Annotated in this window: 22 protein-coding genes and 1 tRNA gene; 14 read left to right on the top strand and 9 right to left on the bottom strand. The window is 62.8% G+C overall.

Annotation, left to right across the window (positions count from 1 at the left end):
• Positions 1-143: 143 nt before the first annotated feature.
• From FBZ93_RS31535 to FBZ93_RS31525, 3 genes are all read right to left on the bottom strand, one after another.
• Positions 144-659: a CvpA family protein gene (locus FBZ93_RS31535; RefSeq protein ID WP_146991319.1), complete on the bottom strand. Its 516-nt coding sequence runs from the start codon at positions 657-659 to the stop codon at positions 144-146.
• 329 nt (positions 660-988) lie between these two features.
• Positions 989-2,596: a GMC family oxidoreductase gene (locus FBZ93_RS31530; RefSeq protein WP_146991318.1), complete on the bottom strand. Its 1,608-nt coding sequence runs from the start codon at positions 2,594-2,596 to the stop codon at positions 989-991.
• Between the two features lie 159 nt (positions 2,597-2,755).
• Positions 2,756-4,189 (bottom strand): aldehyde dehydrogenase family protein, encoded by a 1,434-nt coding sequence (locus tag FBZ93_RS31525; RefSeq protein WP_146991317.1) that lies wholly within the window; start codon positions 4,187-4,189, stop codon positions 2,756-2,758.
• 316 nt (positions 4,190-4,505) lie between these two features.
• Here FBZ93_RS31525 and FBZ93_RS31520 point away from each other — a divergent pair.
• The 4 genes from FBZ93_RS31520 (at position 4,506) to FBZ93_RS31505 (ending at position 6,710) form a co-directional block, all read left to right on the top strand.
• A tRNA-Met gene (locus FBZ93_RS31520) sits at positions 4,506-4,582 on the top strand.
• Positions 4,583-4,973: 391 nt separating this feature from the next.
• The gene (locus FBZ93_RS31515) at positions 4,974-5,774 is read left to right on the top strand and encodes an ATP-dependent Clp protease proteolytic subunit (protein WP_167529299.1); all 801 of its coding nucleotides are present in this window, start codon (positions 4,974-4,976) and stop codon (positions 5,772-5,774) included.
• 244 nt (positions 5,775-6,018) lie between these two features.
• Entirely contained in the window at positions 6,019-6,198 is a 180-nt protein-coding gene (locus FBZ93_RS31510) for a hypothetical protein (RefSeq protein ID WP_146991315.1), read from the top strand.
• A 194-nt stretch (positions 6,199-6,392) separates the two neighbouring features.
• Positions 6,393-6,710: a hypothetical protein gene (locus FBZ93_RS31505; RefSeq protein WP_146991392.1), complete on the top strand. Its 318-nt coding sequence runs from the start codon at positions 6,393-6,395 to the stop codon at positions 6,708-6,710.
• 37 nt (positions 6,711-6,747) lie between these two features.
• On the opposite strand, the gene FBZ93_RS31500 is transcribed toward FBZ93_RS31505, so the two are convergent.
• Complete coding sequence (locus tag FBZ93_RS31500; protein ID WP_146991314.1) at positions 6,748-7,143, bottom strand: hypothetical protein; 396 nt, start codon at positions 7,141-7,143, stop codon at positions 6,748-6,750.
• 191 nt (positions 7,144-7,334) lie between these two features.
• On the opposite strand from FBZ93_RS31500, the gene FBZ93_RS31495 reads away from it, so the two are divergent.
• Complete coding sequence (locus FBZ93_RS31495; RefSeq protein WP_146991313.1) at positions 7,335-8,414, top strand: AI-2E family transporter; 1,080 nt, start codon at positions 7,335-7,337, stop codon at positions 8,412-8,414.
• Positions 8,414-8,851 (top strand): potassium channel family protein, encoded by a 438-nt coding sequence (locus FBZ93_RS31490; protein ID WP_167529298.1) that lies wholly within the window; start codon positions 8,414-8,416, stop codon positions 8,849-8,851. Before FBZ93_RS31495 ends, FBZ93_RS31490 begins: the two co-directional genes overlap by 1 nt.
• Positions 8,852-8,859: 8 nt before the next feature.
• On the opposite strand, the gene FBZ93_RS31485 is transcribed toward FBZ93_RS31490, so the two are convergent.
• Positions 8,860-9,528: a helix-turn-helix domain-containing protein gene (locus tag FBZ93_RS31485; RefSeq protein WP_146991311.1), complete on the bottom strand. Its 669-nt coding sequence runs from the start codon at positions 9,526-9,528 to the stop codon at positions 8,860-8,862.
• A gap of 696 nt (positions 9,529-10,224) precedes the next feature.
• Between FBZ93_RS31485 and FBZ93_RS31480 the strand changes: the two genes are divergently transcribed.
• From FBZ93_RS31480 to FBZ93_RS31470, 3 genes are all read left to right on the top strand, one after another.
• Entirely contained in the window at positions 10,225-11,622 is a 1,398-nt protein-coding gene (locus FBZ93_RS31480; RefSeq protein ID WP_246667722.1) for a sensor histidine kinase, read from the top strand.
• Positions 11,623-11,734: 112 nt separating this feature from the next.
• Positions 11,735-12,367: a response regulator transcription factor gene (locus FBZ93_RS31475; RefSeq protein WP_167529297.1), complete on the top strand. Its 633-nt coding sequence runs from the start codon at positions 11,735-11,737 to the stop codon at positions 12,365-12,367.
• 166 nt (positions 12,368-12,533) lie between these two features.
• Positions 12,534-12,908, top strand: coding sequence for a response regulator transcription factor (locus FBZ93_RS31470; protein WP_146991309.1), 375 nt, complete (start codon positions 12,534-12,536; stop codon positions 12,906-12,908).
• Positions 12,909-12,923: 15 nt separating this feature from the next.
• Here FBZ93_RS31470 and FBZ93_RS31465 read toward each other — a convergent pair whose 3' ends face one another.
• Positions 12,924-13,502 (bottom strand): invasion associated locus B family protein, encoded by a 579-nt coding sequence (locus FBZ93_RS31465; protein ID WP_146991308.1) that lies wholly within the window; start codon positions 13,500-13,502, stop codon positions 12,924-12,926.
• A gap of 23 nt (positions 13,503-13,525) precedes the next feature.
• The gene (locus tag FBZ93_RS31460; protein ID WP_146991307.1) at positions 13,526-14,413 is read right to left on the bottom strand and encodes an alpha/beta hydrolase family protein; all 888 of its coding nucleotides are present in this window, start codon (positions 14,411-14,413) and stop codon (positions 13,526-13,528) included.
• 420 nt (positions 14,414-14,833) lie between these two features.
• On the opposite strand from FBZ93_RS31460, the gene FBZ93_RS31455 reads away from it, so the two are divergent.
• Both FBZ93_RS31455 and FBZ93_RS31450 read left to right on the top strand, forming a co-directional pair.
• Entirely contained in the window at positions 14,834-17,584 is a 2,751-nt protein-coding gene (locus FBZ93_RS31455; RefSeq protein ID WP_146991306.1) for a decarboxylase, read from the top strand.
• Between the two features lie 33 nt (positions 17,585-17,617).
• On the top strand, positions 17,618-18,052 hold the full coding sequence (locus tag FBZ93_RS31450) for a hypothetical protein (protein ID WP_146991305.1): 435 nt from the start codon (positions 17,618-17,620) through the stop codon (positions 18,050-18,052).
• Between the two features lie 40 nt (positions 18,053-18,092).
• On the opposite strand, the gene ppk2 is transcribed toward FBZ93_RS31450, so the two are convergent.
• Entirely contained in the window at positions 18,093-18,887 is a 795-nt protein-coding gene (gene ppk2 / locus FBZ93_RS31445) for a polyphosphate kinase 2 (RefSeq protein WP_208764083.1), read from the bottom strand.
• Positions 18,888-18,910: 23 nt separating this feature from the next.
• Positions 18,911-19,366: a hypothetical protein gene (locus FBZ93_RS31440; RefSeq protein WP_146991304.1), complete on the bottom strand. Its 456-nt coding sequence runs from the start codon at positions 19,364-19,366 to the stop codon at positions 18,911-18,913.
• 171 nt (positions 19,367-19,537) lie between these two features.
• On the opposite strand from FBZ93_RS31440, the gene FBZ93_RS31435 reads away from it, so the two are divergent.
• From FBZ93_RS31435 to FBZ93_RS31425, 3 genes are read left to right on the top strand one after another with little or no spacing between them, the layout of a single operon-like run.
• Positions 19,538-19,999, top strand: a complete 462-nt coding sequence (locus tag FBZ93_RS31435; protein ID WP_246667732.1) for a hypothetical protein — start codon at positions 19,538-19,540, stop codon at positions 19,997-19,999.
• Positions 19,992-21,224 (top strand): HlyD family secretion protein, encoded by a 1,233-nt coding sequence (locus tag FBZ93_RS31430; protein WP_146991303.1) that lies wholly within the window; start codon positions 19,992-19,994, stop codon positions 21,222-21,224. Before FBZ93_RS31435 ends, FBZ93_RS31430 begins: the two co-directional genes overlap by 8 nt.
• 30 nt (positions 21,225-21,254) lie before the next feature.
• On the top strand, positions 21,255-21,668 hold the full coding sequence (locus tag FBZ93_RS31425; RefSeq protein ID WP_246667721.1) for a hypothetical protein: 414 nt from the start codon (positions 21,255-21,257) through the stop codon (positions 21,666-21,668).
• Positions 21,669-21,740: the final 72 nt, after the last annotated feature.

Here is a 21,740-nt window from a genome sequence, read left to right as displayed (position 1 = left end):
CCCTGTGATGTCGGATAGGTTTATTAAAGGTTCGATGGCGCCAGTCTAGCCAAGCCCGGCGGCGCCGGTAAGGGACGTGCAATGCATAAGTGCATGCCGGGCAGGAACGGGCGGGTCAACTCAATTGGCCACAACTCAATCGGCTAGATGCGCTGCTCCCGTCGCAGCCTCTCGATCGCCATGGTGGCTTCGGGCGGCAGCGAGCGGAAGCCGGCCTGTCCGGCCGCAGAGAACAGCGGCCGCAGTTGCGATCCGTTGAGGAATTGCGGCTGCCTGGCCAACGGCACCAGCTGATCGAACACCAGCACCAGCGTGGTCACGACGAGGCCGACCCTGACGGCGCCGAGCAGCGCGCCGCCGAGGCGGTCGCCAATCCCGATGTCCGAGCCGATGGTGTCGTCGAGCATCGTCCGCGCCATCTTTCCGAGGATGACGCCGATCAGCAGGAACAGGGCGAACAGCAGCACCCCATTGGGCGGAAACGGCGAGGATGGCAGCGTCGCGATGTGGGGCCCGATCATCGCCAGCGCAGCGACCGCGAGCGGCATCGCAACGAGATAGGCGAGGATCGTGACCGCGCTGCGCAACAGGCCGGTCGTGAAGCCGGTCACGACCGCGAACAGCAAGCCGAGGATCACGGCGGCATCGAAGAGGTTCATGGGTAAGGATTTCCTGCCCGATCTCCTACGGTCCCCAGGTTGATGAAACCGGCTCACATCAAGGACAATTGTAGCGATCAATCGTCCACGTCCGGCAACCTGTCGATGTCCGGCCTATTCGATGCCGGTAAGAAATCATTCTCGTCGCGATGGCGGGTTCGCGATGAACTGATGCGCTGGTTACACCCAAATCATCCGTCATCCGGGGCGCGACGAAGTCGCGAGCCCGGAATCCATTCATCCACGGAACTGCGGCCCAATGGATTCCGGGCTCGCGCTGACGCGCGTCCCCAGGTGCGCAATTGCGCACCGGGGAATGACACGGCGCTTCAAGCCGCCCGCGTCTCCGTCCTGATCATGTCGGCGGCCTTCTCGCCGATCATGATGGTCGGCGCGTTGGTGTTGCCGCCGATCAAGGTCGGCATGATCGAGGCATCGACCACGCGCAGGCCTTCGAGCCCGTGCACGCGCAGCGTCGGATCGACCACCGCGAGCGGATCATTGGTGCCCATCTTGCAGGTGCCGACCGGGTGATAGACGGTGTCGGAGCGCGCCCGCAGGATGCCGCGGATGTCGTCGTCGGTGCGGACGTCTGCGGTGAACATGTCCTTCTGCTGCAGCGCGCGCAGCGCCGGCGTGTCGAGCAGCCGTTTGGTCATCTTGAAGCCCGCGACCATGGTCTCGACGTCGCTGTCCTCGCCGAAGAAATTCGGATCGATCGCGGGAGCAGCCAGGGGATCGGCGCTGTTCAGCCACACGCTGCCGCGGCTGGCCGGGCGCAGCAGGCAGACATGGCAGGAGAAGCCGGTGCCCCAGCGCGGCTTGCGGCCGTGGTCCTCCACCATGGCCATGCAGAAATGCAGCTGGATGTCGGGGACGTCGAGCTCGGGCCGCGTCTTCAGGAAGCCGCCGCATTCGGCGACGTTCGAGGTCATCGGGCCGCGCCGCTCGCGCCGGTATTGCCCGATGCCCTTGATGATCCGTCCGATGCCGCTCCACGACAGTCCCGAGAAATAAGGTGCGTCGGAGGCGAAGCCGAACACGAAATCCGGATGATCCTGCAGGTTCTGTCCGACACCCGGCAGATGATGCACGCTGGCGATGCCGTGCTTGCCCAGCGCTGCGGCGTCGCCGATGCCCGACAGCATCATCAATTGCGGCGACTGGAACGCGCCGGCCGAGAGGATGACCTCGCGCTTTGCGCGCAGCACCTTCTTCTCCTTGCCTTGCATGTATTCGACGGCGACGGCACGCTTGCCCTCGAAGATGATGCGGGTCGCCTGCGCCTGCGTCTCGACGCGCAAATTGGACCGGCGGCCCATGTGAGGATGGATGTAGCCGCGCGCGGCGCTCCAGCGCTCGCCATTCCGCTGGGTCACCTGGTAGATGCCTAATCCTTCCTGTTCGGCGCCGTTGAAATCGTCACGGATCCGGAACTGCGCCTCGCGCGCGCCCTGCAAGAACATCTCCTTGACCGGATTGTCGGACTGCAGGCCCGTGACGTTGAGCGGCCCGCCCTTGCCGTGATATTCGCCGTCGAGCTCGGTGTTGTGCTCCGAACGCTTGAAGTAGGGCAGGACGTCGGAATAGCTCCAGCCGGTATTGCCGAGCGAAGCCCAGTGGTCGTAGTCGGCGCGATGGCCGCGGATATAGACCATGGCATTGATGGCCGAGGAGCCGCCGAGGCCCTTGCCGCGCGGCTGATAGCCGATGCGGCCGTTCAAGCCCTTCTGCGGCACCGTGTCGAACGCCCAGTTGTTGAGCTTGCTCGAGAGCATCAGAATGATGGCGCCGGGCGTGGTCACGACCCAATTGTCGTTTTTGCCGCCGGCATCGAGCACCGCCACCGAGGTCGCCGGGTCTTCCGACAATCGCCCCGCCACCGCGCAGCCGCCAGAGCCTGCGCCCACCACCACGAAATCGAATGTGTCAGTCACGTATGTTTCCCCCGTCTTACATTGCCATCCGTCATTGCGAGCCACCCGGTCGGCGCGGAGCGCCGCCGGATGACAGGCTCAGGGAAGCAATCCATCTATCCGTTATGCGGGGCTATGGATTGCTTCGTCGCTTCGCTCCTCGCAATGACGCCTTGGATACTACGACAGCATCCGCATCAGCTTCTCCAGCCGCGCGACCTTCGCGCCGTAGGGCGGATAGAGATCGGCCAGCCGGTTGAAGCGCGAGCGATAGAACACCGGCTTCAGCTTGGTCAGCGTCTTGAACCCCCATTCGCCGTGATAGGCGCCGCTGCCGGACGCGCCGACGCCGCCCATCGGCTGATAGGCCTGCGCGAAATGGAACAGGCAGTCATTGACGGTGACGCCGCCGGACACCGTGCGCGCCAGCACCGCGTCGCGAGCGGCATTGTCGGTGCCGAACCAGTACAGCGCCAGCGGGCGGTCGCGTCTGTTGATGAAGGCGATCGCCTCCGTTGCGTCGCGCGTGCCGATGACCGGCAGCAGCGGCCCGAAGATCTCCTGCTGCATCACGGTCATCTCGGGCGTCGCGTCGACGATGACGGTCGGCGGGAATTTGCGCCGCTCCTTCCACTCGGGCTCGTTCGGCGCGGCCGGCTGCATGATGGTCGCACCCTTCGCGGCGGCATCGGCGACGAGGCCCTCGAGCCGGGCGTAGTGCCGGTCCGAGACGATCGAGCTGTAGTCGGGATTTTTGGGATCGGTGCCGAACATGTGCTGCATGTGGCCCTGCAGCCGCATCGCGAACGGCTGCACCGAGGTTTGCGGCACCAGCACGTAATCGGGCGCGATGCAGGTCTGGCCGGCATTGAGCAGCTTGCCGTAGGCGATGCGCTGCGCGGCCTCGTCGATATCGGCGGAGCCGTCGACGATCACGGGCGATTTGCCGCCGAGCTCGAGCGTCACCGGCGTGAGGTTGCGGCCCGCGGCCTCGGCGACCAGCCGGCCGATCCGGGTCGAGCCGGTGAAGATCAGATGATCGAACGGCAACGCGGCAAAGGCCTTCGCGATGTCGTCGTCGATATCGGTGACCGCGAGCTCGGCGGTGTCGAATTTCTTCGCGATCGCCTCCATCAGCAATTCGGAGAACCGCGGCACCAGCTCGCTCGGCTTGATGATGGCGCTGTTGCCGGCCGCTATCGCCGCCACCGCGGGCGCCAGCGTCAGCTGCAGCGGATAATTCCACGGCGCGATGATCCCGACCACGCCGAGCGGTTGCGGAATCAGCCGGTTTTTGGCCGGCGCGAACTGTACCGTGGTCGGGATCCTCTCGGGCGCCATCCAGCCCTTGAGGTGCTTGGCGGCGTGCTTGATCTCGCCGAGCACCAGCATGGTCTCGGCGATCGCGGTCTCGACGGTGGAGCGGTGGCCGAAATCGGCCGAGATCGCCGCCTCGAATCGCGCCTCGTTCTCGGTCAGCGCGGCGCGCAGGCGGCGCAGCCGGTCCAGCCGCGCCTGCAAGGTCGGCGCCGGCTCGCCGCGCGACTGCTCGAATTGGCGGTGGAAGACCTCCTCAAGCGCGTACAGCCCCGGGCTCTTCAATGGCCGGTCCATTGGCGTTTCCCCTCGGATGACGTTTCCTTGACGGATTTTGTTGGCGCCAAGCTCCGCTTTTACGCGCGGTCTGGCAAGGCCCGGTTCCCGGCGGTAAATTTGTCAGGAAAACCGGTGATTTGGACGTCACAAAATCCTCAAAAACCCGCATCCGGGGCTTTCCAAACCGACCTCACGTTGATACATACGCCCCGCACCCGACGGCTTCGGCCCGGGTCGCCTTCTCAGGAAGCTCTCCGGACGGATCGCTCGGCGCCGTTACAAGCGTTGGCCGGCAGGTTCGGGCACCTTTTCTGCAAGGCACGCAACGGTTTAACGCGGGGTGGAGCAGCCCGGTAGCTCGTCAGGCTCATAACCTGAAGGTCATAGGTTCAAATCCTATCCCCGCAACCAAGTTCGCAGAAAGCCCCAGCAACCTCAAAGGTTTGCTGGGGTTTCTTTTTTCTGTGAAGTCGAGCGCAATCGTATCAATGACTTGGCTTGCAGGTTCAAATCACCCCACAACCGTCCGATGACGAATGGTCGAGCTTGCTCGAGTGCGGGGTACGCCGTTGCACGAGAGATTCGACGGTCGGCCAGCAGTTCTCATCCAGCCGACAACACGAGCGTGCCGGCCATGACCTGTGACCTCTAGATCGAAACCTGCTGACACCTTCAGGACTCAATAACATCGTCGCGGACCTGCCTGCGCAGTTGCTGGTTCGAATTTGATTCAGATCAAGCCACAGCGCGCTTCCATGTTCTGTCTTTCATGCGAGATCCCGGGTCAAAATGGGGGAGCGCCGTGGAAGCCAAGACGCACGCTTTGCGAGCCAGCGCGCTATTTTCCGATGCCCGCGCAAAGAGCCAAAATGCCCCGCATCGCGGTCTGGATCTGTGCGGATCGACGATGCGACGTCGTCGTGATCGCTCGATGCCGGTCACCGCACTCGTCTTGAACATCGCGGTCGCATTGTCCGCGACGACCTGTCTTGCGATGGAATTTTCCCGTGTCCCTGGCTGTTTCGGAGATGTCTTGAAGCTCAGCGGAGATATTCGAGACGGGGATTTTGTCCGATTTCGCGGTTATCTGTCCGCAGAGCGCCGGATCGTTGGCCTCGATCTCGATTCCGGAGGTGGTTCTCTCGACGAGGGTTTCCGGATCGCCATGCTCGCGCGCCAGAAGCAGATCGCCACTTACGTTTCGGGAGAATGTGACTCGGCGTGCGCTTTCATCTTTCTGGCGAGCAGGAAGCGCTACGTCGCGCCAAATGCCAAGATCGGCGTCCATTCGGTTTCCAATGTCCATGGCAACGAAGACAATGGGACGCTACGCGACACGATCAAGCTCGCGAGGTTGTCGGCCAAGTTCCTTATCCCTCCGGCGGCGATTGGAAGGATGGTGATGACCCCGCCGGGGAAGATCTCCTTTTTGAACAAGGAGGAGCTCGCTTCGCTGAAGGTTGTGGAGCGGAACCCGTTTGATCGCATCGCTCGCACGGCGACCTCCGGATCAAAGAGCTCCGTATGTGCCGCGGAGCCCTCGAAGAGCGCGTCGGAAGAGGAACGTCCAACGCGGATTACCGCAGGCTCGAAAGGAAGCTAGAGACGGACCTCCGTCAGGCGAGAAGCGAACGTCAGGCGGAGGTGTCCCGAGATCTGTCGTTCCGGCTTGAGCGATCCAGCTCTGGGGGCCGCCAAGCCGCTAATACACTGCCTCAGCCGTGTTGCGGCGGGATCAGGCCGCCCGTATAGCCAAATTGGGTTATCGAATCTGCCGCATCTGCGCTTGATGGATTGGCACAAGCTGCACTGGTCACCACCTTGCACCTTGATCTACAGTGGCAGTCATGGGGTACGACCGCGATAAACCTTGGCACGTGCTTGGCGTAGGCCGGCAGGCTGGCCCCCGCAATTGGCTGCGTCATTGGCTTGAAGTGGCCGACGGCGATATTGCCTTCAGGGTCGTGGTCATGACCGCCGGCATGCTGTCGAGTGTGGCGATCGCCTTTGGATTGCTGTCGTCCTGAACGGCATTTTATGTGAAGTTGAGCAAGTTGATGTCGGCGACGAAATCCGCGCCCGCCATCGGAGGCGCAAGCCCGGTCTTCACCGCGTGGCCGCCGACGATGACGTGCGGCCGTAGCTGCTTCAGGTGTTTCGCCAGCGAAGCTCTGGCAATATGAGCGCCATTTCAGCACCACACGGATCACTCCCGGCGGCAATGCGTTTCAGATCAGCTGCAAATTCGAACGGACGTCGAGACCGTCCCTTGGCAAGTCCAGGTGTCGGGGCCTTCGCCGCGATCGTCCTGATCGGCTGTGCGCAACAAACGGTCGCGCAGCCGCTGACGCCGTTCCGGTATGAAACCCAGGCCCAGCGGCATTGTCCCGCCGATACCGTGGTCTGGCTCGATTTCCGCCGCGGACGCTATTATCGCAAAGGCCAGAGCCGCTATGCCAGGGGCTTCGATGGCAGCTACGCGTGCAGCAAAGAAGCGCGCGAGAGCGGCTATCGGCGTTCGTTGTTCGGGCTGCGGTGACGTCACCGAAGGCCGGGAGGGGGATGGCCTACCAGCCCTAATAACGCGGTTGGTAGTAGCCGTAGCCTCCGCCGGGCGGGCAATAGCCGTATCCGGAGCCATAGCCGTAACCATATCCGGCGCCGTAATAGGGATACCCGCCATAGTAAGCCGAGCTCGCGATGGCTCCGCCGACGATCGCGCCGGCAGCCGCCGCGCCCCAGCCGCGATAGCCCCATCCTCGATATCCGCCCCAGCCGCCATAGCCTCGCCAGCCGCGGTAGCCCCAGCCGCCGCCACGCCAACCGCCGCCCCAACGAACCTGAACGGTGGCACTGTCGACCGCGCCCTTCATGGCAGCGACGTTGGTCGGTAGCGGGGCCGCCTGGCCCGCGCCAATACCGATCGTGCTCGCGAGCAGGGTCAAGGCCAGCAAGGTTCTGGTGTTCATCATGACGTCCTCCACATCGGGGTGACACAGGCAGTCGTGATCGCGTGGCGGCCAGATCGTCACCGGCTTCTCGATCATGCGCAGCCGAGCTTCTCAGCCGATGCGGGGTGACGCTTGATCTGAATCAAGCCGAGCCGTGCCGGTGATGGCACCGCTTCCCACTTGCCTGATGATGCTCGACCGAAAGGACGTCCTTGAAAACCTTGCGCCAGCTCGTGACCGGAGACGAGTTCATTCAGCTCGCAATTCGTCTCGGATTGCTGGCGCTGCTGATCGTCTGGTCGTTCGTCCTGGTTCGTCCGTTCGTGCCGATCCTGGCCTGGAGCGTGGTGCTCGCGGTCGCGCTTTATCCCGTCTTCAATTGGCTTGCCGGCATGCTCGGCGGCCGCGCCGGCATTGCGGCCCTTGTCTTGACCCTGATCTCGCTGGGCGTCGTGATCGGGCCGGCGACCTGGCTCGGCATTGGAGCCGTCGAGGGGGTGAGGGAGCTCGCCGGACAATTGAGCGCCGGCAACGTGGTTGTGCCGTCGCCGCCGGCGGAGGTGAAGGATTGGCCGCTGGTCGGCGGGCCGCTCTATGATGTCTGGGATCGGGCATCGACCAATCTGCGCGCCGTGCTGCGCGAGGTCGTGCCGCATCTGAAGCCGCTGGCCGGGACCCTGTTTGCGTTCGCCAGCAATGCCGGGGTCGGGATGCTGAAGTTCCTGCTGGCGGTCATCCTGGCAGGCTTTCTGTTTCCCTATGGCTTGCAGCTTGCCGCGGCGTGCCGAAGCTTCCTGTCCCGCATCGTGCCGGAACAGAGCGAGCATTTCCTCGACCTTGCAGGCACAACCATTCGGGCGGTCTCCCGCGGCGTGATTGGCATCGCCGTTCTGCAGTCACTGCTGGCCGGCATTGGCTTCAAGCTGGCCGGAATTCCGAGTGCGGGGCTGCTGGCGTTTGTCGTGATGCTGCTGGCGATCGTGCAGATCGGGGCGGCGATCGTGCTCGTTCCGGTCATCATCTGGCTCTGGTCGGCCAAGGACTTCACGACGGCGCTCGCCTTGACGCTCTTCTTCTTGGTTGTCGGCGTCCTCGACAACGTGCTGAAGCCGCTGGTGATGGGGCGCGGCCTCACCACGCCGGCGCCGGTCATCCTCGTCGGCGTGATCGGCGGGACGCTTGCCCACGGCATCGTCGGCCTCTTCATCGGTCCTATCATTCTCGCGGTCGCCTGGGAGTTGATCACGGCGTGGATCCGGGACGACCGCGCCCGGCTGGCGGGAGAGCGATGATGTTGTTTCAGCTCCTCGTGGGATCGGCGGTCAGCGCGGTCAACATCGTGATCCATTCACTGTGGACCGTTGCAGCCATCGGGTGGCTTCGCAACGTCGCCTTGACCGCGTCCGGCCGGGCGTGGCTGCAGCTCAGCGGCGTCATGGTTGCGACTGCGCTCGCGCTGATGCTGGCTCACACGCTGGAGATCGTGGTGTGGTCGTTGGCCTATCTCGCGATTGGCGCAGCGCCCGCCGGTAGCGATCTGCTCTATTTCGCCTTTGTCAACTACACCACGCTCGGCTACGGCGACGTTCTCCCGGTCAAGCAGTGGCAGCTGGTCGGACCGATGGCCGCCATGAACGGCATCCTCATGTTCGGCTGGTCGACGGCGGTCCTGTTCGAAGTGCTGCAAAAGACCATCGAGCGCCAGGCGTCGCTGGCGAAATCCCCCTGACGCCGCGGTCAATTATCCAGCCTGAACAGCTGATCGCGGTCGACCAGCATGATTTCTCGCTGGTTCGAGCCGAGGAAGTCGAGTGCTCCATAGCTGTGCAACTTGGACAGCGCACGCGATACCGTCTCGAGCGTCAGGCCGAGGTAGTCGGCGATGTCGCGCCGGCACATCGGCAAGGCGACGACGCCGATCCCGGTCAGCCGGCGATCCATTTCGAGCAGAAAAGCGGCGACCCGCTCCAATGCGGTCTTGCGGCCGAGCAGCAGCATGTGATCTTCAGCATGCTGCAGGTTGTTGGTGGTCATGATCAGCAGGTTGCGAGCCAGGGCGAAATCGGAATCCGCCACCCGTTCGAGGCTTGTCCGCCTGATCAGGCGCACGTTGGTGTCGACAATGGCTTCGGCGGTGAAGCGATGGGTGTCGGCATTCTCCAGGCCGAAAATGTCTCCCACGAGATGAAAGGCGCCAATCTGGCGCCGTCCGTCGCAGAGGAGCTTGTAGCTGCGGACTGCCCCCGAAACGACCTGGTAGACGTATTCCGCCGGCTCCTTTTCCCCGTAAATCTCCGTGCCTTTCCGATAGTGGAATTCGCTGGTGATGCAGTTGGCGTGCTGGGCGGTCAGCCCGCCGAGGATGCTCGGTATATTGGCCGGTCTGACATTGACGTGAGCGAACATGGACTAACTCTCTTGGGTAACGACTGTTGCAGCGCCCGCGGCGGCTCGAAATGCTTGTCCGCGCGCAATGTCTACGACGGGGTCCGGCCAGTCTCTATTGGTCTTGAGGTCATTGTCCTAAAGGACAGGGTGCGCGAAATGCGGCAATTTGTTCGTAATTGATGCGCACCGCCTTAGATTACTTTTCAATTTTCACGACGATAACCGGGTGCTAGATTTCCAAGCCATTGATCTCCGGCTCCGAACGCCATGGGCAGTGCAATTCGGCTCTCTGGACTGATCATCCTGCTGGCTATGTTGTTGGCGCCGGCCGGGCTCCGGGCGCAACAGACGCGCCCACATTCCATGCTGGTGCTGGACCAGTCCGACCGGCGTGGGCCCTTCTATTACCAGGTGTTCGTTGGGCTGAGGGACGCGGTGAGCGCCCACGGTCACGCGCCGACCACCGTCTACACCGAGAGCCTCGACCTCAATCGCTTCGGCGGTGAAGCCTATGAGGAGGGTTTTCGGCGGTTTCTCGAAGCGAAGTATCGCGATCGGCCGATCGGTGTCGTGGTCACGGTTGGCGCGGCTGCGCTAGAACTTGCGCTCCGCTGGCGCCCGCAGCTTTGGCCCGACACGCCGATCGTATTCGCACTGGTCGAAGATGCCGATTTCAAGCGATTGCGGCCGCCGGCCTTTGCCACCGGCGGCATCGTGACCTCGAAGCTCAGGGATGCCGTCACGGCCGCCCGCGCCGTGGTGCCGGGTCTCAGGTCTGTGGTGCTGGTTGGTGCGGAATGGGATCGGCAGGTTCTGTTCCGGAATTGGAAAGACGAGATTGCCGCCGGCATTCCGGGTCTCGACATCATCGAGATCATCGGACGTCCGATGGCCGACGTCATTGAGCGCGTCAAAGCGCTCCCCGATCATAGCGCGATCATCTACACGGGCCTCTATAGCGACGGCAAAGACAACTACTATCCGCCCTCGGATGCCCTCGCATTTGTCGCCGCAAAAGCCAATCGCCCAATTGTCGTTGCGTCTGAGACTTTCCTCGATGCCGGCGGCATAGGCGGGTTCACCATAGTCCCCTCGCTGATCGGTGCCGAGGCGGCGCGGCGGTCGCTGCGGATTCTGGATGGCGAGGCGCCGGAAAACCTGCCCCCGTCGGTGGTCGATGTCGTGCATCCGATCTTCAACTGGCGGCAGATGCAGCGCTGGAATGTCAGCGAAGCGAACCTGCCAAAGGGCAGCGAAATTCGCTTTCGTGATCCAACCTTCCTGGAAAAATATCGCTGGCGGGCGGTCGCCCTGGTCACGGCACTGCTGGTTCAAACCACGCTGATTGCATTCCTGCTGCACGAGCGGTTCATGCGGCGCAAGGCCGAGGTCGAATCCCGCAATCGCCTGTCTGACCTCGCCCATATCAATCGGCAGGCAACTGCCGGAGAACTCTCGTCCTCGATCGCCCATGAGCTCAACCAGCCGCTGGGCTCGATCCTGACCAATGCCGAGACCGCGGAACTGATCCTCGGCTCGCCGAGACCTGATCTTCAGGAGGTGCGGGAAATCATTTCCGACATCAAGCGCGATGATCTGCGTGCAAGCGAGGTCATCCGCAGGATGCGCAGCCTGCTGAAGCGTGCGCCGTTCGAGAAAAAGGAGATCGATCTCAACCAGACCATGCGGGAAGCGTTTGACTTCCTCAAGCTGCAGGCCTCTGCGCGCAACGTCGCAATCTACCTGCAGACCTCACCGCAGACCCTGCGGGTGAAAGGTGACCCGGTGCAGCTGCAGCAGGTGATCCTCAACCTTGTGGTCAATAGCATGGATGCGATGGCCAAAATGCCCTACGGACGCACGATCATCGGCCGGACCGAGGTCAACGGCGATGCCTCGGCGGTGATTTCGATCTGCGATTCCGGTCCTGGAATTCCCCAGGATAGACTGAACGATATTTTCGATCCGTTCTTCACCACGAAGGAGCAGGGCATGGGCATCGGCCTGTCCATCGCACGGACGATCGTTCTGGCGCATAGCGGCCAGCTCTGGGCTGAGAACCAGTCCGGCGGAGGGGCGGTATTTCACCTTTCGCTGCCGCTGGCGGCATAGTGCGTTTGGGTCTTGTTTGAGCAGGCGCAAGGTTCGATTTAGACCAACACGGTATGGTCAGATCGCCGTAGATGATCATGCTATGAAGAGCGGCGATTGGAGTAGAGCGGCAATGCACGCTTACGTGCACATAGTCGACGACGATCCCTCGTTTCGCAAAGCGCTCGAGCGGCGGCTCAAGCTCGCGGGCTATCGTGTTGGCACGTACGCATCCGCCAGGGAGCTGCTCGATCAATTGCCTGACGACGAAGAGGCCGGCTGTATCCTGCTCGACGTGCGCATTCCCGGAATGAGTGGTCCGGAGCTGCAACGTCGTCTGAACGAGCTCGAGTCGACGATTCCAATCGTATTCCTGACCGGGCATGCCGACACAGCGACCACCGTCCAGGCTATCAAGGCGGGTGCCGAGGATTTCCTGACCAAGCCGATCGCATCGGAGCAGCTGATCGAGGCAATCAATCGCGCCGTCGCGCGGCACGAACTGGTCCGGGGCCAGAGAACCCGGCTTGACTCGCTCCGCGCGCTGCTCGCGAAGTTGACCCCCCGCGAGCGGCAGGTATTCGACCTGATCGTGTGCGGCCGGATCAACAAGCAGATTGCTCACGAGCTTGGTACGACCGAGCGCACGATCAAGGCGCATCGGCACCAGGTCATGGAAAAGATGCAGGTGCAGTCACTCGCCGAGCTGGTCTCGATCGCGGAACGGCTCGGCACGCGCGCGTCCGGTGGCGAAGTCAAGGCCTGATCCGCCGGCGCCGCGCCCCCTGTCCCATGGTACAATATGAAAGCTCCGTGACGGCGCGTATCTCGGATATTGGCCGCGACAATGTGGCGCGCCGATAGCCGGTTGACGTGTTCTTCATCCAAAGGCGGGTGAAGGTCTTCCAGCAACGACGTGGAGGCTTCAGGATTTGCCGACCGCGAAATTCGTCTTCGTCGTGGATGATAATCCCTCGATGCTCCGCGGGATCGGACGGCTGCTGCGGGAGTATGGGTTTGCATCCAGACTGTTCGAGACCGGAAGCGCCTTACTGAGGGATGGCAGCTTTGAAAGCGCGGTTTGTCTGATCCTGGACGTCAATCTCAGCGATGGCTCCGGGATCGAGCTGCGGCACCGCCTGGCCGATCAAGGCATCGAGATCCCGGTCATCTACATCACCGGAAACGACAACCCGGCGACACGGATGGCGGCGATGGCATCGGGATGCGTTGCCTATCTGACCAAGCCATTCACTGCCAAGTCGCTGATCCAACCGATCGAACGGCTACTGGCCGGTGTGGTCTAGCCGTAGCTGGACCAATCATTCATCAATGGCTTGATCGAGCGTCAACGCAGCTGCTCCCTTGCGCACAGCCGCAAAATGGTCGAGCGGCACCGATGTCGTCACCGTCAGAATGCTGGTGTCGACGACGTCGATCGAGAGCGTCTTTCCGCTATCCATTTCAACGACAAGCTTGGGATTGGCAACATCAGCCGCGATGCACATGTTGGTCACACACCAGGTATAGGGCAGGCGATAGGTCTCGTTCCGGTCGACCGACAGCTTGACGCCGGCCTGCAGATACATCCCGACCGGCAGGAACAGCTGGACGCGCTCGGTGCCGTCCTCGCGCTCAATCAGATCGACGCGAACAGCCGTCTGGCCGGTTGCGAAGGTGCCGGTGATGGTCGTTCGGCACAGCGTCTTGGCGCCGGCGGCGTTGAAGCACAGCTTCCGCCACTCGCCATATTTGATGTCTCGTGCCGCGCGCGCTCCTCGCGGAGCTACTTCGCCACCGTCCTTGATCGCGGCCGGCGGTGAGGATGTCTGTTGGCCGTGCGCAACGCCGATGCCGGCCGCGAACAGCACCAACTTGGCCAGGGTATCATATCGGACCATGCATGCCCCTCCTGCGGGCCTGGCTAGCGAATCGAACGAAGAAATCGGTCGACCAACGGTGACCAGATGGGAATGGAATCCGGAGAACCGATCAGGAAGTGCCCTTCGTCGCCGAACGGCGGCAACAGATGATACTCGGCACGGCCGCCCGCGGCCGTGAAGGCCTCGTACATTCGCTTCGACAGGGCCGGGCCGAAGAACGTGTCATTCTCGATGTAGAGCCATAGCATCGGCACCCGCGACGTTTGGCCAAGCGCGCCAGTCGCCTCGACCAGTCTGTCGGGGTTGCAATTGTGGTTGGGCTTGCCGTCGACGCGGCCGCCGCGGCCTGCAGCGAAGGTGATGATGGCCTTGACCGGCGGCGGATTGAGGCTCGACAGCGCGATCGCCGCCCAGCCGCCGGCCGACTGTCCAACGACGATGACGTCCTTCGGTACGATGCGCTTCTCGGCGGTCATGTAGTCGATGATCCACAGATCAACCTGCGCCACGGCGAGACCGGCATCGAAAAAATTCGGATCGGTGCATTTGCCTATCTTGGAGAAGAACGGGCCATACAGTCCGCGTTCGGGTATATCGATCGCCGCCGCGCCATAGCCGGTGCCGACCGGCGCCACCACGAGATAGCCGCGCCGTGCGAACCACATCGCGGCATCGCGAAACTCGACCAGCGGGAAGAAGCTGCGATCCCTGGCATTAAGCGACACGCCGTGGTTCATGATGGCCAGCGGGAAAGGGCCGTCGCCGAGCGGACGGACCAGATAGGCGAACATCGGTAGTGGTGTCGGCAACGCCCAGATCTCTTCCTGGATGCGCCGGGGTGGATCTTGGTCATCGGCGCGAGCAGGGGCTATCAGGCCAAGCAACAGCAGTGCGCCGATGGCGAGGGTCCGTAAGCGGTGCTGACGCATGCCACGCGCTCCAGCGGTCATCCGGCAAATATGCGGGTCACGACAATCGAGCCGGGCAAGATGAAAGGCACGCTGCCGGCTGTGCGGCCTTGATCTGAATCAACGAGCATCGGTGACGCCGGCGCGACCGCATGGATTCATTGCGGCGTCGTGCGGCGGGCTTGATGTCAATCCAGGGAAGATAGCTTGGATGCGCACGCCTGACAGCGTGCTGAGCAACAGAACGCCACAGGCAAACACTTAGCGCGCGGCGATACAGCGGTTTCCCGATATTGCGGCCTTGTTGCGTCGCAAGACGTCGCGATCACGCGCTCGCGCACGGTCCGTCTCAATCCCGTTGCGGCTTGACTTGGATCAAAGGGGGCGCTGGGCACGGTTCTTACGATCAGGCAGCACCAGCGCCAAGATCGGGAGATAGTGATGGCAAACGAGGCGAAGCCGGCACAGCAACGCATCGATCAGTTCTTCTCGGGACCCGGTGGACGGGCGGACAATTGGCGCGATCTGGTCGAGGCGGCCAAGGTGTGGAGCAAAGGCGGCGACCGCGCGCCGTACGACGCGGCGTTGTCGGCGCTTTCGGTCACCGAGGAGTTTCACGGCTACCCGGGCCTGCGTTTGATGGCCGCGCTGAAGGAAGCCGCGGCGGCGGGCGATGCCGCTACCTCGCAGATGCTTGCGGCGCGCATCGCGCAGGCGCTTCAGACAAAATCCTTCCGCCAGTATGCCGGTGACTGGAGCACGCAGGATGAGGCCAGCGGCGACGTTCCCGACCTGCTGCCGCCGACGCTCGGACAATCGGCGGCGCGCCGACCCTATTTCGAGACCCTGATCGTGACCGGGGTGCCGGCCGGCAACTGGCCGGGACTGCTGGCCGAATGGCGCAAGCTGCGGCGTCCGGTCGACGCCTTCATCTATGAGCCGGTGGTGGTGGGCAGCCTCGAGGATGCCTTCTGTGCGGCAATGCTCAACCCCAACATCGCGGCGGTTGTGATCAACGAAGGATTTGGCTTGCGCTCGCGCCACGATGCGCCCGTGCTTCGCGCCATGACAGGTGCCATGGGGCTCGGCGATGAATCAGATGCGTCTGCGCTGCGGCTGGCCCACATTCTGAAGCGGATCCGTCCGGAGCTTGACCTCTACCTCATGTCCAATCGCGACGTTGAGGAACTGGCCGGCAACCCCGAGGCCGACGTGGTGCGCCGGGTATTCTACTCGGTCGAGGATATCCTCGAGCTGCACCTTTCAATTCTGGAGGGCGTGCAGGATCGCTTCGACACGCCGTTCTTCGACAATCTGAAGAAATACGCGCAGCGGCCGATCGGCACCTTCCACGCGCTGCCGATCGCGCGCGGCAAGTCCGTGTTCAAGTCGGACTGGATCCGCGACATGGGCGAATTCTACGGGCTGAACCTGTTCCTTGCCGAGAGCAGCGCCACGACCGGCGGCCTCGACAGCATGCTGGAGCCGACCGGCAACATCAAGAAGGCGCAAGAGAAGGCCGCGCGTGCGCTGGGCGCCGATCGCGTCTACTTCGTGACCAACGGCACCTCGACATCGAACAAGATGGCGGTGCAGGCGCTGCTCGGCCCCGGCGACATCGCGATCGTCGATCGCAACTGCCACAAGTCGCACCACTACGGCATGGTGCTGGCCGGCGCGCAGCCGCTCTACGTCGAGGCATTCCCGATGACGGAATATTCGATGTACGGCGCGGTACCGCTGAAGACGATCAAGCAAGCGCTGCTGAACGCCAAGGCGGATGGCCGGCTCGACCGGGTCAAGATGATCGACCTGACCAACTGCACCTTCGACGGCCACATCTACAATACGCGGCGGGTGATGGAGGAATGCCTTGCGATCAAGCCTGACCTGATCTTCCTCTGGGACGAGGCCTGGTTCGGCTTCGCGCGGTTCTCGCCGTTCCTGCGGCGGCGAACCGCGATGGGCGCGGCCAACGAGATCGAAGCCTGGATGCGCGATCCCAAATCGGTTGCCGCTTACGAGAAGCAGCAGGCCGAGCTCGGCAAGAACCCCTCGGACGAGGTGCTGCTCAAGACCAGGCTGATTCCCGATCCGCGCCAGATCCGGTTGCGGGTCTATCAGACCAACTCGACCCACAAGTCGATGTCGGCGATCCGGCAGGGCTCGATGCTGGCGGTCAAGGACATCGAATTCCACACCGTCGAAGCGCAATTCAAGGAGGCCGTCTTCACCCACGCATCGACCAGCCCGAACCAGCAATTGATCGCGAGCCTCGACGTCTCGCGCCGGCAGATGGAGCTCGAAGGCTACGGACTGGTAGCCAATGCCATGGAGATCGCGTTCGCGATCCGCAATGCGGTCAACACCAATCCGCTGATTTCCAGGTACTTCCGCGTGCTCGGCGCCGACGCCATGGTGCCAAGGGAATACCGCCAGAGCGGCTTCACCGATTATCTCGCGGCCGGCACCAACTGGGCGAGTGCGCTGAAGAGCCTGAACGACGACGAGTTCTGCCTCGATCCGACCCGCATGACGCTGGTCTGCGGCACGGCCGGCTACGACGGGACGTCGTTCAAGGGTCTGCTTGCCAGCCGCTACAACATCCAGGTCAACAAGACCTCGCGCAACTCGGTCTTGATCCAGTCCAACATCAACAACACACGGAGCGATGTTGCGCATCTCGTCCGGGTGCTGGCTGAAATTGCCGGTGAGATCGATCGTGGGCTCGCCAAGGGCGGAGCGACCGCCAGGGTCGATTTCGACATGCGGGTCAACAGCCTGATGAAGGATGTGCCCGACCTGCCGAACTTCTCGCATTTCCACGCCGCCTATCGCGGCGATGCAGGTACGAAGACGAACGAGGGCGACATCCGCGGCGGGTTCTACTCGGCCTATGATGCCGCGGGCTGCCAATACATTCGCCTGAACGATCCCGAGATCGACCGGCGTCTGAAGAGCGGTCCCGATCTCGTCTCCGCGAACTTCGTGATCCCTTACCCGCCCGGCTTCCCGATCATGGTGCCCGGCCAGGTCATCACGCAGGAAACCATCGACTTCATGCGCAAGCTGGATGTGAAGGAGATCCACGGCTACGACGCGGCCGAAGGCCTGAAGCTCGTGAGGACCGAGGCTTTGGCCAGGATGGGCAAGCCGAAGGCGGCAGCACCGAAGCTCAAGGCTGCATCATAGAGTGTCAATACAACAGGTCCCTGGAGGGAAAACATGAGGAAAGCGAGTTTGATCGGAGCTCTTGCTGCACTGGCGATCGGCCTGGCTGGCTTCAGCGCGCCGTCGCTGGCTGAAACCGGCTCCGTCGCCGTCATCTTCACCAAGGGTGGATTCATCGTTGGTGTCGGAGGCGGCGAGGGCGTCTTGACCCTGCGCGGCAAGCACTATCCGTTCACGGTGTCGGGCATGAGCGTCGGCTTCACGATCGGGGCCTCGACCACCAAGCTTGTCGGGCGCGCCATCAACCTCAGGGGACCCGCCTCGATCGAAGGCTCCTACAGCGTCGCAGGCGCCGGCGGAGCAATTGCAGCGGGCGCCGGAGGGGTGCAACTGCAGAACGCTAACGGCGTGATCCTGCAGCTCAGCGGCCCGAAGGTCGGCGCCGAGGTCTCGGCCGCCGTGGGCGGCGTTTCGATCCGCCTGAAATAGGTCCGAAGGACCCAGGCCGCGCCCGGCGCGGCCTGGCCTTTCAGTAGCGTTCCTCGACAAACTTCATCCCGCGCAGACCGGCCTGATCGTTGTAGCGGCCCTTGCTGGAGCGCCTGGGCAGCTTGACCTTGTCGCGCTTGACCCGTCCGTGGGGAATCGTCTTGAGCAGGAATGAGATGCAGTTCAGCCGCGCCCGCCGCTTGTCGTCGGAGCGGATCACGTTCCATGGCGCGTGCTTCGAGCTCGTCGCCTTGAACATCAGGTCGCGCGCGCGGGAATAATCGTACCAGCGCCGGAAGGATTCCGTGTCCATCGGGCTCAGCTTCCACTGCCGCAGCGGATCGTCGATCCGCGCCCTGAAACGCCGCTCCTGCTCCTCCATCCCGACCTCGAGCCACAACTTGATCAGGATGATGCCGCCCTCGATGATGTATTGCTCCATCTGCGGGCAGAGCGAGAGGAAGCGCTTGTGCTCGGCGGGCGTACAGAACCCCATCACATATTCGACGCCGGCGCGGTTGTACCAGCTGCGATCGAAGATCACGATTTCCCCGCCGGCCGGAAAATGCTGCATGTAACGCTGGATGAAGAGCTGGGACTTCTCGCGATCGGACGGCGCGGGCAGGGCGACCACACGAAACACGCGCGGGCTCACCTTCTCGGTGAGGGCCTTGATCGTTCCGCCCTTGCCGGCGGCGTCGCGTCCCTCGAACAGGATGATGACCCTGAGCTTGTTCGCCTGCACCCAATCCTGCAGACGGCAGAGCTGGACCTGGAGCTTCTGCAGCTCCTCTTCATAGTCCTTGCGCTTCATCTTCTCAGCGGACTTCGCCATGGATATCCCGTCCATCGTTTGAGCTAGTCGCCCCAGGCAATGACGATGCCGATGTCGCCAGGCATGCCGCCGGGGTAATCGACGACCTGGTAGCGGATGCGGTAGCCGCGCGGCTGCAGGTAGTCCGCCCAGAGCTGGTAGATTTCCTTGGGGATTCCTGTCAGCGTCTTCTCCCAGCCGGCCTCCATCTGATTGATGGCCCGCCCCTTGTCGGTGCACAGCGAGTTCGGGAAACGATAGACCTGCACTTCGCTGAGGCCGTTGCGTACCGCGCGCTGAATCACCGTCGATGCCAGCTTGACCTTCTCGTCCTCGCTGAGCCCGGAGGGCTTGCTCAGCCGCTCGATCAAGGCGAGCTTCTCGGCTTCGATGGCGGCTGCGCGCTTGGCGTGCTCCTCGGCCTTTTCGGCTTCCTTGGACGCGGCCTGCTTCTGGATCTCGTGCGCGTTCGGGATCAGGTCATCGATTTTGTCTCGCATGGCTGGGGACTCCTAAGGCCCGATCATCCACCTTGCCCCTCGAAGGGTAGGAGCGAGCCGTCGGGCTTCCTTGATCCAAGTCAAGCCGTCGCGATGGGTGGGCACGCAGTGTCGGCCCAGAATCCCATGCGGTTCGATCGCGACCGGGACACCTGGCTTGGGAGACTTGGCTTGAGCGAACAGATGCATCCGCTGGCTCCGCACCATCTGCCATTCTATCTCGCGCCTCCCAGCGGGACGGACGTGTGGATGGTGGCGATGGGAATATTCCTGGTCGCGACGGTGTTTTACGTTGGCGTTCTCTATTGGCGGCTGCACAGCCTGCCCGAGCGCATGGCGCACAAATCGGAGAAGCTGCAGTTCGAGATCGTGGCTATCCTGGGCCTGATCTCGCTGTTCACGCATATCCATGCCTTCTGGGTCGCGGGCCTCCTGCTCGCGCTGATCGACATTCCCGATTTCGGCACGCCATTGCGCAGCATCGCAGGGTCTGTGGAGAAAATCGCCGATGCGTCGGATGCAGGCGCTAGTTCTACGGGAAACAGCGGTGAGGCGCCGCATCAGTCGACCGCAGGCGAGCCGGATCGGAACGTATCGGACGCCGCCAAGCAGGAGGTGCAGGGCCATGCTTGAGCTCATCCTGTGCTCGCTGTTCACTCTCGTGCCCGACTACCTCTATCGCCGCTATGTTCAGGGCAAACGGTTCGGCAAGGAGATCACGTTCTATTCGGTCTGGTACGAGTTGCGCTGGGGCATCACCGGCTGCCTCATGTTGACGGTCGCGTTGATCACGACGATCTTCTATTATCATCCGTCAACCACCAGCGCCGCGCTGTTTTACCGGACCATTCCAATCCTGCCCGAAGGCTCGGGGCGGGTTGCGGAGGTCAATATCGGTTTCAGTGAACCGGTGAAGAAGGGTGAGGTGATCTTCCGGCTCGACAGCTCGAAGCAGGTTGCGGCCCTCGACACCGCAAAGCGCAAGGTCGCCGAAGTCGATGCTTCGTTGGTGGCGGCTGAGGCCGATGTGGTGAAGGCGGAGGCGCAGGTCCAGGAAGCGAAAAGCGCGCATCAGCAGGCCGAGGATGAACTCAACGTGAAGAGTGAGCTGCAACGCCGCAATCCCGGCATCGTTCCGCAGCGTGATATCGAGAAGCTCCAGGTGCTGGTCAATCAGAGACAAGCCGGCATCGATGCCGCCACCGCCGTCAAGCAGTCGGCAACGCTGCGGGTGTCGACGCTGTTGCCGGCCGAGAAGGCAAGCGCGGAGGCGGCGCTGGCACAGGCGCAGGTCGATCTCGACAAGACCGTGGTCCGTGCCGGCGTCGACGGCCGCGTCGAGCAGTTCTTTCTTCGCGCCGGCGACGTTGTCAATCCGCTGATGCGCCCGGCCGGCATCCTGATTCCGGATCGGGCAGGACAGACGTCACTCCAGGCTGGCTTCGGCCAGATCGAGGCGCAGGTTCTGAAGGAGGGCATGGTCGCCGAGGCGACCTGCGTCTCAAAACCGTGGGTGATCATCCCGATGGTGATCACATCGGTGCAGGACTACATCGCGGCCGGGCAGTTTCGCGGCGGCGAACAGTTGATCGAAGCCCAGAACATCGCCCGGCCCGGCACCATCCTGGTGTTTCTCGAGCCCCTGTACAAGGGCGGCCTCGAGGGCGTCACCGCGGGCAGCAGCTGCATCGTCAACGCCTACACCAGCAATCACGAGGTGATCTCGGCAAAGGAGACCGGCGTCGGGCAGGCGTTCGTGCTCCATGCGATCGATACCGTGGGGCTGGTCCACGCGCTGCTGCTTCGCATCCAGGCGTTGCTGCTGCCGATCAAGACGCTGGTTCTGAGCGGACACTGACAGGTCGTATCTGCCGCAGAGGAGGTTTGAATGAGTTCGGGCTGGAGACATGGTGCGATCCTGGCCGCAAGCCTGGTCGTCGCATTACCGGATTTCGCCGCCGCCTTCGACCTCACGGGCGCCTGGGCGACAAGTGCGGAGCAGTGCCGCAAGGTGTTCGCGCACAAGGGGAGGGCGAACCAGCTGACCTTCTCGAATTTCTCTGGCGTCTATGGCGGAGGATTCATTGCCGAGCCGGATCGCCTGCGGGGCAAGTTCGAGAACTGCAAGATCAAATCGCGCAAAGACGACGGCCAGAATATCAACATCATCGTCGGTTGTGCGTCTGGAATCATGGTATCGAATGTCCAGTTCTTCCTGAAGGCTGTCGACGACGATACGATTACGCGCCAGTTCCCGGGCATCGAGGGGATGGAGGTCAACTATCATCGGTGCAAGATCTAGCCTCTGGCTCCCGCAGCGGCTCAGGTCTGCAAGACCGTTGTTGGCTGACGCCGAACCGATTGGGTGACGCGA

It is taken from the genome of Bradyrhizobium macuxiense (assembly GCF_007993935.1).
In the GTDB taxonomy this organism is placed as follows: Bacteria; Pseudomonadota; Alphaproteobacteria; order Rhizobiales; family Xanthobacteraceae; genus Bradyrhizobium; species Bradyrhizobium macuxiense_A.
This window is presented reverse-complemented; position numbering and strand designations above follow the sequence as displayed.

What these genes read in the sequence shown, in the direction of transcription:
- FBZ93_RS31535 (WP_146991319.1), bottom strand. Translation starts at nt 659, where the DNA reads ATGAACCTCTTCGATGCCGCCGTGATCCTCGGCTTGCTGTTCGCGGTC.
- FBZ93_RS31525 (WP_146991317.1), bottom strand. Translation starts at nt 4,189, where the DNA reads ATGGACCGGCCATTGAAGAGCCCGGGGCTGTACGCGCTTGAGGAGGTC.
- FBZ93_RS31510 (WP_146991315.1), top strand. Translation starts at nt 6,019, where the DNA reads ATGGGGTACGACCGCGATAAACCTTGGCACGTGCTTGGCGTAGGCCGG.
- FBZ93_RS31505 (WP_146991392.1), top strand. Translation starts at nt 6,393, where the DNA reads ATGCGTTTCAGATCAGCTGCAAATTCGAACGGACGTCGAGACCGTCCC.
- FBZ93_RS31500 (WP_146991314.1), bottom strand. Translation starts at nt 7,143, where the DNA reads ATGATGAACACCAGAACCTTGCTGGCCTTGACCCTGCTCGCGAGCACG.
- FBZ93_RS31490 (WP_167529298.1), top strand. Translation starts at nt 8,414, where the DNA reads ATGTTGTTTCAGCTCCTCGTGGGATCGGCGGTCAGCGCGGTCAACATC.
- FBZ93_RS31485 (WP_146991311.1), bottom strand. Translation starts at nt 9,528, where the DNA reads ATGTTCGCTCACGTCAATGTCAGACCGGCCAATATACCGAGCATCCTC.
- FBZ93_RS31475 (WP_167529297.1), top strand. Translation starts at nt 11,735, where the DNA reads ATGCACGCTTACGTGCACATAGTCGACGACGATCCCTCGTTTCGCAAA.
- FBZ93_RS31465 (WP_146991308.1), bottom strand. Translation starts at nt 13,502, where the DNA reads ATGGTCCGATATGATACCCTGGCCAAGTTGGTGCTGTTCGCGGCCGGC.
- FBZ93_RS31460 (WP_146991307.1), bottom strand. Translation starts at nt 14,413, where the DNA reads ATGCGTCAGCACCGCTTACGGACCCTCGCCATCGGCGCACTGCTGTTG.
- FBZ93_RS31455 (WP_146991306.1), top strand. Translation starts at nt 14,834, where the DNA reads ATGGCAAACGAGGCGAAGCCGGCACAGCAACGCATCGATCAGTTCTTC.
- FBZ93_RS31450 (WP_146991305.1), top strand. Translation starts at nt 17,618, where the DNA reads ATGAGGAAAGCGAGTTTGATCGGAGCTCTTGCTGCACTGGCGATCGGC.
- ppk2 (WP_208764083.1), bottom strand. Translation starts at nt 18,887, where the DNA reads ATGGCGAAGTCCGCTGAGAAGATGAAGCGCAAGGACTATGAAGAGGAG.
- FBZ93_RS31440 (WP_146991304.1), bottom strand. Translation starts at nt 19,366, where the DNA reads ATGCGAGACAAAATCGATGACCTGATCCCGAACGCGCACGAGATCCAG.
- FBZ93_RS31430 (WP_146991303.1), top strand. Translation starts at nt 19,992, where the DNA reads ATGCTTGAGCTCATCCTGTGCTCGCTGTTCACTCTCGTGCCCGACTAC.
- FBZ93_RS31425 (WP_246667721.1), top strand. Translation starts at nt 21,255, where the DNA reads ATGAGTTCGGGCTGGAGACATGGTGCGATCCTGGCCGCAAGCCTGGTC.